Annotated in this window: 8 protein-coding genes, 1 tRNA gene and 1 rRNA gene; 5 read left to right on the top strand and 5 right to left on the bottom strand. The window is 60.8% G+C overall.

Features of this window, described 5'->3' with window-relative positions:
- Nucleotides 1–320 precede the first annotated feature (320 nt).
- The 3 genes from rrf to RLEG4DRAFT_RS30465 all read left to right on the top strand — a co-directional run bounded on the left by rrf (nt 321) and on the right by RLEG4DRAFT_RS30465 (nt 1,800).
- A 5S ribosomal RNA gene (rrf, locus tag RLEG4DRAFT_RS30475) occupies nt 321–435 on the top strand.
- 106 nt (nt 436–541) lie between these two features.
- Nucleotides 542–618: transfer RNA gene (locus RLEG4DRAFT_RS30470), tRNA-Met, on the top strand.
- A gap of 387 nt (nt 619–1,005) precedes the next feature.
- Nucleotides 1,006–1,800 carry a hypothetical protein gene (locus RLEG4DRAFT_RS30465; protein ID WP_003582540.1) on the top strand — a complete coding sequence of 265 codons (795 nt, stop codon included), beginning with the start codon at nt 1,006–1,008 and terminating at the stop codon, nt 1,798–1,800.
- A 125-nt stretch (nt 1,801–1,925) separates the two neighbouring features.
- On the opposite strand, the gene RLEG4DRAFT_RS47310 is transcribed toward RLEG4DRAFT_RS30465, so the two are convergent.
- Nucleotides 1,926–2,168, bottom strand: coding sequence for a hypothetical protein (locus RLEG4DRAFT_RS47310; protein WP_245277996.1), 243 nt, complete (start codon nt 2,166–2,168; stop codon nt 1,926–1,928).
- Between RLEG4DRAFT_RS47310 and RLEG4DRAFT_RS30460 the strand changes: the two genes are divergently transcribed.
- Both RLEG4DRAFT_RS30460 and RLEG4DRAFT_RS30455 read left to right on the top strand, forming a co-directional pair.
- Nucleotides 2,158–2,796: a DUF2092 domain-containing protein gene (locus RLEG4DRAFT_RS30460; RefSeq protein WP_245277995.1), complete on the top strand. Its 639-nt coding sequence runs from the start codon at nt 2,158–2,160 to the stop codon at nt 2,794–2,796. The two genes, RLEG4DRAFT_RS47310 and RLEG4DRAFT_RS30460, sit on opposite strands and share 11 nt — an antisense overlap.
- On the top strand, nt 2,793–3,122 hold the full coding sequence (locus tag RLEG4DRAFT_RS30455; protein WP_003582536.1) for a hypothetical protein: 330 nt from the start codon (nt 2,793–2,795) through the stop codon (nt 3,120–3,122). Before RLEG4DRAFT_RS30460 ends, RLEG4DRAFT_RS30455 begins: the two co-directional genes overlap by 4 nt.
- Before the next feature lie 14 nt (nt 3,123–3,136).
- On the opposite strand, the gene RLEG4DRAFT_RS30450 is transcribed toward RLEG4DRAFT_RS30455, so the two are convergent.
- From RLEG4DRAFT_RS30450 to RLEG4DRAFT_RS30435, 4 genes are all read right to left on the bottom strand, one after another.
- Nucleotides 3,137–6,325, bottom strand: coding sequence for an efflux RND transporter permease subunit (locus RLEG4DRAFT_RS30450; protein ID WP_003582535.1), 3,189 nt, complete (start codon nt 6,323–6,325; stop codon nt 3,137–3,139).
- A 41-nt stretch (nt 6,326–6,366) separates the two neighbouring features.
- Nucleotides 6,367–7,563 (bottom strand): efflux RND transporter periplasmic adaptor subunit, encoded by a 1,197-nt coding sequence (locus RLEG4DRAFT_RS30445; RefSeq protein ID WP_003582533.1) that lies wholly within the window; start codon nt 7,561–7,563, stop codon nt 6,367–6,369.
- 157 nt (nt 7,564–7,720) lie between these two features.
- A complete protein-coding gene (locus RLEG4DRAFT_RS30440; RefSeq protein WP_003582531.1) occupies nt 7,721–8,485 on the bottom strand; it encodes a DUF4239 domain-containing protein in 765 nt (254 codons plus the stop codon).
- 131 nt (nt 8,486–8,616) lie between these two features.
- On the bottom strand, nt 8,617–9,750 hold the full coding sequence (locus tag RLEG4DRAFT_RS30435) for a calcium:proton antiporter (RefSeq protein ID WP_003582529.1): 1,134 nt from the start codon (nt 9,748–9,750) through the stop codon (nt 8,617–8,619).
- Nucleotides 9,751–9,884 lie beyond the last annotated feature (134 nt).

Below are 9,884 nucleotides of genomic sequence, written 5' to 3'. Positions count from 1 at the left end.
AAGACGACCACGTTGATAGGCCGGGTGTGGAAGTGCGGCAACGCATGAAGCTTACCGGTACTAATAGCTCGATCGGCTTGATCGTTCTCATTGACTATGCTCATCCCCCGGCAAACGCTTAGCGTTTGTCCGGACGATGATCAGACCTTTGTCCTGACGCGCCAATGGCGCTGCGGACGGCCCGCGCCACCAGGCGCGACGGCCTCTGGCCTGTATGGGTGCCACAAGCGCCCTCGGGTGGAAAAGATCGAAGACGTGTTCAAAAAGAAAACAGGCTAACGCCTGCCAGCTTCTCAAACATTAAAGTTGCGCTTTGCCGACCTGGTGGTTATGGCGGGGTGGCTGCACCCGTTCCCTTTCCGAACACGGCCGTGAAACGCCCCTGCGCCCATGGTACTTCGTCTTAAGACGCGGGAGAGTAGGTCGCTGCCAGGTCTGCAAAACGCAACTGAAATAAAACAATCTTCTCATCACAAAACTCTACGGCCCATGCCGATACAAAAGGGTCGCGCAAGCGGCCCTTTCTGCTGTAAAATAATATCGCGGGGTGGAGCAGCCCGGTAGCTCGTCAGGCTCATAACCTGAAGGCCGCAGGTTCAAATCCTGCCCCCGCAACCAAATACAAAAAGCCCGCCTCGTGCGGGCTTTTTGTATTTGGTAACGGGTCGAGAATTTAACGCCTCCTCAGGGGCCCGCAAGCAGGCAAAGCCGACGCAGCGGGACAGAAAACTCCAAACCCTGAACCAGAAACCAAACTTTCCTTCCTTATTCCAAAAAGCCCCGCAAGGGGCTTTTGGCGTTTCTGGGCGTCAGAACGATGTTGCGGTCGATACGAGCGGCGACTAGATAGTTGCTAAAGAGATAATATTCTAATATACGTAGACCAGGGTGCTTTTTATATTTCTATAGCGGTAAGCAACGTCCGTCCATTCGGCGGCGCCTATTATCCTATTCAGAGGGTAGTTCGATTTCATGAAGTAGATCAGCGATTTATAGGGGGGAATCATGCGAAAATGGGGATCTTCTCTACTGCCGTCTCCGTCTCGGAGGCGTCGTCTTCTATCGGTCATCTCCGGGTTGTCCGCGTTCTGCGCGGTGGTGTTCTTCGCCGGGGTGGCCGCAGCGCAAGCGCCGACCGAAGAGCAGCGCGATGCGATCAGGGCAGAGTGCCGCTCCGATTTTATCGCGAAATGCTCCGGGGTGACGCCGGGAGGTATCGAGGCGCTCACCTGCCTGCAGCAGCATAGCGCTACGCTTTCGGCCGGCTGCCAGAAAGCGGTTTCGGCGGTGAACGTCAAACCGAAATCGACATCGGCGGAGCCAACCCCAGCTCCAGCTGCAAATACCGCGGCGGCCGCTCCGGCGCCTACGACCGGCACGCCGGCGCATCAGCCGACCCAGGCGCAGCGCAATGCGGTCAAATCGGCCTGCCAGCGTGATTTCATGGCGCAATGTTCGGGTGTCTCGCCGGGCGGTACTGCGGCGCTCAGCTGTCTGCAACAGCATAACGCCGCCTTATCGGCCCCATGTCAGCAAGCCGTTGCGGCATTGGGGGCACCCAGCGGAGCTGCGCCCGGCGGTGCGGCTGCCACCGGTGCGATCACGCCGGCCCCTCAGCCGATGATGCCAGCCTTTTCCCCGCGTGAGGAAGTGATGATCCTGCGGGAAACCTGCGGAGCGGACTTCCGGGCCTTGTGCCGCATGGTGCCTTTGGGGGGAGGCCGGGGCATTGCCTGCCTGGGCGACAATCTGCAGCGGGTGTCACCGGCCTGTCATCGCGTGTTGACCTCGGGATTGTAGCGCCCGTTTGAAACTTGCTCTCGGAGAAAGGTCGCGGCGCGCCAGCGAGAAATTCGGTGCGTGCGATCCCGTAAAGGCCGGCTGCCGGCCGTCTGTCCACATGCATGCATTGCGTTTCTCACATTTCATGTTCGGCTGCGGTAGGTCTGGCAGCCGCCATTTGCAATTCGATGAAAATCAATGACGACACCAACGAAAGGCATTGCCATGTCATCGACTTTCTCTTTGCCGCGATTGAAGCGGATCCTCCTATACGCTTCGCTTGCCGCCAGCCTCGCGCCGCCGACCAGTGCATGGGCAGATGATGCGAAAGCACTTGTAAAGACGATGTCCGATTTTCTGACGGCGCAGAAGACGATGTCCTTCACCTACCAATCGTCGCTCGAAGCGGTAACGCCTGACTTCGAGAAACTCCAGTTCGTCAGCTCGGGGACGGCCAACCTGACGCGACCCGACAAGCTGCGCGTCACCAGGACCGGCGGCTTCGCCGACCTCGACGTGAGTTTCGACGGTTCGTCGCTGACAGTGCACGGCAAGAACCTCGACGCCTATGCCAAGATCGATGGCAAGGGTTCGCTCGACGAGCTGATCGACAGGCTGATGACCGCCGGCGTTGAGGCTCCCGGCGCCGATCTGTTGTCTTCCAACGTCTACGACGTGTTGATGACCGATGTGACCGAGGCCAAACACATTTCCAGCGCTTTTGTGAATGGCGTCGAATGCGATTATCTGGCCTTCCGGACGCCCGAGATCGACTGGCAGATCTGGATACAGGCCGGCTCGCAACCCATACCGCGCCGCTACGTCATCACCAGCAAACATGTCGTCCAAGCGCCGCAGTACACGCTTGAGATCAGCGATTTCAAGAGTGGAGCAGATGTCGCGGCGGTTTCCTACAACATCGAGATTCCCGGCAGTGCGAAGACGGTCGATCTCAGCGAGCTGCAATCGCTCGATGAGCTTCCGGCGGCTGCCGATGCGGGAGAGGCGAAATGACCTATAATAAGCTGCTGTTTGTCCTCGGCCTGGCCGGTGTCCTGACATTCAGCGATTTTCGCGTCGAGGGCCAAGGTTCCATGCCGCTGTCGGTCGGCTTCGCCACGCCGGCTGGCGCCGTCATCGGCAGGCCGTTGACGCCGCTCTCTTATGCGGGCGTTGCCCGCAGGACGACGCGACGGGTCGTCACGCGGACGGCGACGACCATTGCCGTGCTCCCCTCAGGGTGCCTCTACGGTTCCTATTATGGCGGCTATTACTACAGGTGCGGGGGCCTTTACTACGCCAAGAGCGGGAGTGTCTATGTGCAGGTGATTGTGCAGTAAGTGCTACGATCGCCTTACCTGACTTTCGATATCTCTGGCTCCGTCTCCGCCACGATTGCGGCCGTGCTTGCGGTCGCTCCACGCCGCTTCCAGTATTCCTCGAGGCGCTGCAGCAGGACGTAGAAGGCCGGCACGAACAGGACGGCGAGGCAGGTCGAGGCGATCATGCCGCTGAAGACCGAGATGCCGATCGACTTGCGGGCCGATGCGCCGGCGCCCGTCGCCAGCACGAGCGGCAGGACGCCGAGAATGAAGGCGAAGGATGTCATCAGGATCGGCCGGAAACGGAGGCGGGCTGCCTCGACGGCCGCATCCAGAATTTCCATGCCTTCCGCCCGCATTTCGCGGGCATATTCGACGATGAGGATGGCGTTCTTGGCTGCCAGCGCAATCAGCAAGATAAGGCCGATCTGGGTATAGAGATTGTTGGCCACTCCGGCTGCCATCAGCGCCGCCACCGTGCCGAGCAGGGCAAGCGGCACGGCTGATATGACCGCCAGCGGCAGGATCCAGCTTTCATATTGGCCGGCGAGCACGAAATAGACGAGCAGCATGGCGAGCGCGAAGACGAAGTAAATCTGCCCGCCCACGGCCTTTTCCTGATAGGACAGCGCCGTCCACTCGAAGCCGGCGCCTGGCGGCAATGTCCGGTCGGCAATCTGCTCCATGACGTCAAGCGACTGGCCGGAGCTGAAGCCGGCGGCCGGTCCGCCGACGATGGTGGCTGTGGGATAGAGATTGTAGAGGCTGATCAGCGAGGGGCCTTGTGTGGTGGTGACGTCGACGACCGTGCCGAGCGGCACCATCGTCCCGTCGCCGGCCTTGACCTTCAGATTGCGGATGTCGTCAGGACTGACCCGGAAGTCGGAAGCGGCTTGCGCATAGACCTGGAAGGTGCGGCCGAATTTATTGAACTGGGTCACATAGCTCGATCCGACATAGCCGGAGAGAGCGGAGAAGACCTGCCCCACGGTAATCCCCAGGGTCTCCGCCTTGATGCGATCGACGGAGACTGCGAGCTGCGGCACGTTCGAGCGAAATGGCGTGCTCAGCCTCTGCAGCGACGATTGGGCATTGCCGTTCTTGACGATCGTGTCGGCAAGCGATTGCAGCAGCGGATAGTCGGCTACGCCATTCCGGAGCTCCACCTGCATGGTAAAGCCGTTGGCATTGCCGACGCCCTGGATCGGCGGCGGTACGACCACCAGTGTTTTGGCAGTCAGCACATATTGCAGCGCGCCGTTCAAATGCTGGTAGATCGACAGCAGATCCTGGCCCTTTTCCTTGCCGCGCTCGTCCCAATCCTTGAGGACGACGTAGGCGACGCCGGCATTCTGCAGGCTGGCATTGTTGTCGAGGACGGAAAGGCCGCTGATGGTCAGCACTTGATCGACCCCGGGTGCCGCCTCGGCAATCTTGCCGACCTCCTCCATGACAGCATCCGTCCGTTCCTTCGAGGCGCCGTCGGGCAATTGAGCGCTGATCAGCACATAACCCTGATCCTCGAGGGGCAGGAATGCGGTCGGCAGGCGCGTCAGCCCCCAGACGGCGACGCCGATCAGCGCAAGTGCTGCGATCGCCATCATGCCGCTGTGGCGGGTCATCGATCCGATCAATCCGGCATAGTGGCGTTCGCCCCAATCATAGCCCCTGTTGAAGCCGCGATAGAAGAGATTGCGTTTCTCGGGCGGCACCGGCGTTCGCAGCCAAAGGGCGCATTGCGTCGGTTTCAGTGTCACGGCATTGACGGCGCTGATCAGCGCGGTCGCGGCGATGACGAGGGCGAATTGCCGATAGAGCTGGCCGGTCAGGCCGGGCAGGAAGGCGGCCGGAATGAAAACGGCCATCAGCACCAGCGTGATGCCGATGACCGGGCCGAGCAGTTCCTCCATCGCCTTCTCGGCGGCCTTTCGGCCCGACATGCCGGCCTCGATGTGCCGGGCGACGCCTTCGACGATGACGATGGCATCATCGACGACGATGCCGATGGCGAGAACGATGGCAAACAGCGTCGACAGATTGACGGTGAAGCCCAGGGCCGCCATGGCCGCGAAGGCGCCGATGATGGTGACGGGAACGGTGGTCGCCGGCACGAGCATTGCCCGCCAGTCCTGCAGGAAAACGAGAATGACGATGAGAACGAGCACGCCCGCCTCGATCAGGGTGACGTAAACCTCGTCGATGGAAGCTTTGACGAATTTCGTCGTATCGAACGGCAGATGATATTCGAGGCCCTGCGGGAAGCTCTTCGAGAGCTCCTCCATCTTCGCATTCACCGCCTGTGCCACGGCAATGGCGTTTGCTTCCGGCAGCTGGAAGATGCCGATGCCGGCGGCCGGCCGGCCGTTTTGCGTGAAGGACTGGCTGTAGGTCTGGGCACCGAGCTCGACGCGGCCGATATCGCGGACGCGGGTGATGCGGCCACCCTGTCCGCTTTCGACCTTGACGACGATATTCTCGTAGTCGGCGGCCTCATTCAGCCGGCCGTTGACGTTCAGCGTGTATTGGAAGACCTGGCCTTTCGGTACCGGCGGAATGCCGATCTGGCCGGCGGTGACCTCCTGGCTCTGCTGCCGCACGACATTGACGACATCCTGCGGCGTCAGGCCGCGTGCCTGCAGCAGGTTCGGATCCATCCAGATCCGCATGGCATATTGTCCGGCGCCGAACACGGTGACGTTACCGACGCCGGGCAGGCGGGCGAGCTCGTTCTGCAGATTGATGACGGCGTAGTTCGACAGGAACAGGCTGTCATAGCGGCTGTCGGGCGAGGTCAGGCTGACGAAGCCGAGGATCGCCGTCGATTTCTTCTGCGTCGTCACACCCTGAAGCTGCACCGCTTCGGGAAGCGACGACATGGCGATGGCGACACGGTTCTGCACCAGAACCTGCGCCTGATCCGGATCCGTGCCGATCGCAAAGGTTACGGTCAGCGCATAGGTGCCGTCGCTGGCGCTGGTCGACTGCATATAGAGCATGTCCTGCACGCCGTTGACCTGCTGCTCGATCGGCAGCGCCACGGTGTCGATGAGGGTCTGTGCGCTGGCGCCGGGAAAGCGCGTCGTCACCTGCACCGTCGGCGGGACGACATTCGGATATTGCGCCACGGGCAACTGGAACAGGGCGACCGCGCCGACGAGCACGAAGACCAACGCCAGGACGTTGGCGAGTACCGGTCGCTCGATGAAGAAACGCGAGATCATGCTGTTGTCCTCAGACGTTCAGATGAAGCGTGGTGGCGAATTCATTGCGTGGTGGTTTTGGCCTTGGCATCGCCGGCAGCGTTCGCCGTCGGGTTCATTTCCATTTTCTCGGGCGTGACCTTGCTGCCGGGAATGGCCTGCTGGATACCCTGGGTCACCACCCAATCGGCGGGATCGAGGCCGGATTGGATGACCCGGAGCGAACCTTCACGCTGGCCCGTCTTGATCTGCTTCTGTTCGATGACGTCGTCCTTGCCGAGAACGAGCACGTAGCTGCCGAGCTGGTTCGTTCCGATCGCATCGTCGCGCACCAGCACAGCCTTGTCGTCATGACCGACCGGCACCCGAACCCTGACGAAGAGGCCGGGCAACATGGCGTGATCCTTGTTGTCGAACAGGGCGCGGACCTGAAGCGTGCCGGTGGAGGCGTCGAGCTGAGGCGATGCGTAGTCGAGTTTTCCTTTGTGGGGGTAACCTTCTTCCGTCTGCAAACCGATCTCCGCCGGTATGTTCGGAAGGTCCGTCTGCCTGAAGGTATGTCCCTGCTTTGCCATGGCTTGCTTGATCATCAGCACCTGCGTTTCGCTGACGTTGAAATAGGCATAAAGCGGGTCGGTCTGGACGATGCTGGCGAGTTTGGTGGGGCCGGACACGCCGACCAGCGTGCCGATATCGACGAGGTGATCCGTGACGATGCCGTCGAAGGGGGCAAGCACTTCGGTATAGCCAAGATTGATCGTCGCGAGTTCGACATTGGCCTGGGCGTTGAGAATGGCGGCATTCGCCTCGTCGAGCGTCGCCTTGGCGCTGTCGACCGCGGTCTGCGTCGTGACCTGTTGCTTCGACAGATTGAGCTGCCGGTCATATTCCTGCTTTGCGCCGACCTGGGAGGCCTGCTGCGAGGCGAGCGATGCCTTGGCCTGATCCAATTGCGCCTGGTAGGTGTCGCGCTCGATGCCGAAAAGCTTGGTGCCCTTCTTCACCAGCATGCCGTCCTGGTAGTCGATGGATTGGATATAGCCCTGTACGCGCGCCTCGATATCGACGGCATTGAGCGGCGCCGTATTGCCGGTGAGTTCGAAATAGAGCGTCACTGGCTGCTGGACCGGCTGCGCGACCCGAACCGGCGGTGGCGGAGGGGGAACATAGCTGTTGCCGCTCTCCCCGCAGCCGCCAAGAAACGCCATACCGACAAATGTCAAAAAAAGTCGCAGAGCCTGATGCAGTCTCCCACGCATTGCCGCCGCCTCGACAGGTCAAGAGTCACAGTTTGCATACGTGCCTCGACGGCGGCCCCCAATCGGCCTGCCGAGGTTCAAGGCATGCGATATTATGTCGCGGCATTCCAAAAAATTGCAATAGCCTTGGTGCACAATTGAACTGGGTTGGCGCCAGCTATGGTTTCCCGAGCCGTTCCAAAGCGGACTGCAAGGGTGCGTCCGAAACGCGGACCAGCCCGATGTACGGATTGGCCATATCCGAGATCAGGAAGACCGCGCCTGCCACGGAGAGCGCGCAAACAAACAGAATGGATAGCACCGTCGGGTTGAGCGGCGCCTGCAGTCCGAAGGTCGCAAAAAGCAGCGAGAGCCAACAGACGAGCACCGCGAGGAACGCCCAGGGCAGACCCTCGCTGCCGGATTCGACCAGCAGCCAGTGGGTTTCCGCCACCATGCCGCCGACATCGAGAGCGCGTGTCTGCAAAGCGTGCTGCACGGCATCCTTTGGCGACAGGGATCGAAGGTCGCCCTGAACCGCCTCGATGTCCTGATATTCTCCGAGCGCCTTGCCGGACGCCGCGTCGGTGGTTTCGGCAGTCCAGCCGTGGCTCAGCCGTCTTTCGATGAGTTGGCGCAGCAGCCGGCGCGCATTGTCGGTTTCCGGGCCGTATTGCGCCATGACGCGGTCCAGCAGGAGGACCCGCGCCGCCGCCGTTCTCATTTCCACTTCGGCATTGTCATAGGCCGATTTGGCGGATGCAATCAGCAGGCCGAGTGCCAAGGCAGACAACGTCCCCACCACCGCGGTCGCGAGCCTGATGACGTCTTTGGATTCCGAGCTGAGATGATGATCGGGCAACCGGCCGCGCACCGTCATGCCTATCGATGTTGCCGCCGACAGAAAAACAAATACAAGTCCGCCAAGCAACAGCGAGTTCAAGTTCGGTCTCCGTATCGTCACTTCAACCCTGCAAGCGGTGCGATGCTTGCAAGCTGTTCAACAACGGCCCCCATCATAGCGGAATACCGGCGGAGCGTGGAGTTCTTTACTTTTTTATTCTTGCGAGGGGATCATTGCTGGAAAATGAGCAGCACGTAAGCCAGGAAAAGCACCAAATGGACCGCACCCTGCATCAGATGCGTGCGGCCGCTGGCAAAGGTAATAATGCTGACGGCAAGGGTGAGCACGAGCATCACCAGATCGCCGTGTTCCAGGCCGAGCGTGACCGGGTGCCCGTAAAGACGGCTGACGACGAGCATCGCCGGCACAGTCAGCCCGATCGTCGACAAGACCGAACCCAAAAAGATATTGACGGAGCGCTGAAGGTTATCGGCGATGGATGCGCGCACGGCGCTGATCGCCTCGGGCGTCGCGACAAGGATGGCCATGACAACGCCGCCGAATGCGGTCGGCGCATGCAGGGTTTCGATGATGTAGTCGATCGGCCGCGCAAGCTGTTCGACCAGAAAGACGACCGGTCCCATATAGGCGAAGAGCAGGACGGTATGGGGCCAAACCTGCCCGCTGGGAAGAGCGCGTTCTCCGGGATGCTGATCGCGCTTGCCATCGGTGGTGAAATAATCGTGATGACGGCCAGCCTGGAGAGACAGGAATGTGGCATAAAGGCCGACCGATATGATGCCCAGTATTAGTTGTCTCGCTGCCGATGGATGCTGTCCGCCCGGGCCTGCAAGAAATGTCGGCATGACCAGGCTGAGCGTCGCCAGCGGCACGATCACCCCGAGATAGGCGTTGGCGCCCTGCAGGTTATGCTGCTGTTCCGGCCGCCGCCACGCGCCCAGCAGCAATGACAGCCCGACCATGCCGTTCAGGATGATCATCACGACTGCAAAGAGCGTGTCGCGAGCAAGCGTCGGATTGTTTTCGCCATGAAGCATGACGGCCGATATGGCCATCACCTCAATCGAGGTGATGGCAAGCGTGAGAATGAGCGTGCCGTAGGGCTCCTTCAGCCGCTCCGCCAGGTGGTCTGCGTGCCGCACGACCGACAGAGCCGAGCCAAGCACCACAGCAAACAGCCAACCGAAAACGACAGTGAACCAAAGCGGATCGGAAAGCTGTGCAAAGAGCTGCTCCTGGAAAACAAGAAATGCCAAGCTCGTCGCGATGCTGACGGCGAGAAACCATTCCTCGCGCACCAGGCTGGTGACGCTGACGGCGCCCAATGCGGGACCGTCCGTCATCGAAACCACCCGCTTTCCGGCAAATGCCGCCGCAATGCGATCATCAACACCATCGTGTCCGCCCGCTATCTCCTGCCGGCCACCTGAGCAGGCAGAGATGAGGCTGCCTCAAGGCGAGGAGAAGCTCAAGTCAG

The organism is Rhizobium leguminosarum bv. trifolii WSM2297 (assembly GCF_000271845.1).
Note: the sequence above shows the minus strand (reverse complement) of the source record. Positions and strands in the feature narration are given on the sequence as shown.

Coding starts and splice junctions, on each gene's coding strand:
- RLEG4DRAFT_RS30435 (WP_003582529.1), bottom strand. CDS start 9,750: ATGACGGACGGTCCCGCATTGGGCGCCGTCAGCGTCACCAGCCTGGTG.
- RLEG4DRAFT_RS30455 (WP_003582536.1), top strand. CDS start 2,793: ATGACCTATAATAAGCTGCTGTTTGTCCTCGGCCTGGCCGGTGTCCTG.
- RLEG4DRAFT_RS30445 (WP_003582533.1), bottom strand. CDS start 7,563: ATGCGTGGGAGACTGCATCAGGCTCTGCGACTTTTTTTGACATTTGTC.
- RLEG4DRAFT_RS30450 (WP_003582535.1), bottom strand. CDS start 6,325: ATGATCTCGCGTTTCTTCATCGAGCGACCGGTACTCGCCAACGTCCTG.
- RLEG4DRAFT_RS30460 (WP_245277995.1), top strand. CDS start 2,158: ATGTCCTTCACCTACCAATCGTCGCTCGAAGCGGTAACGCCTGACTTC.
- RLEG4DRAFT_RS30465 (WP_003582540.1), top strand. CDS start 1,006: ATGCGAAAATGGGGATCTTCTCTACTGCCGTCTCCGTCTCGGAGGCGT.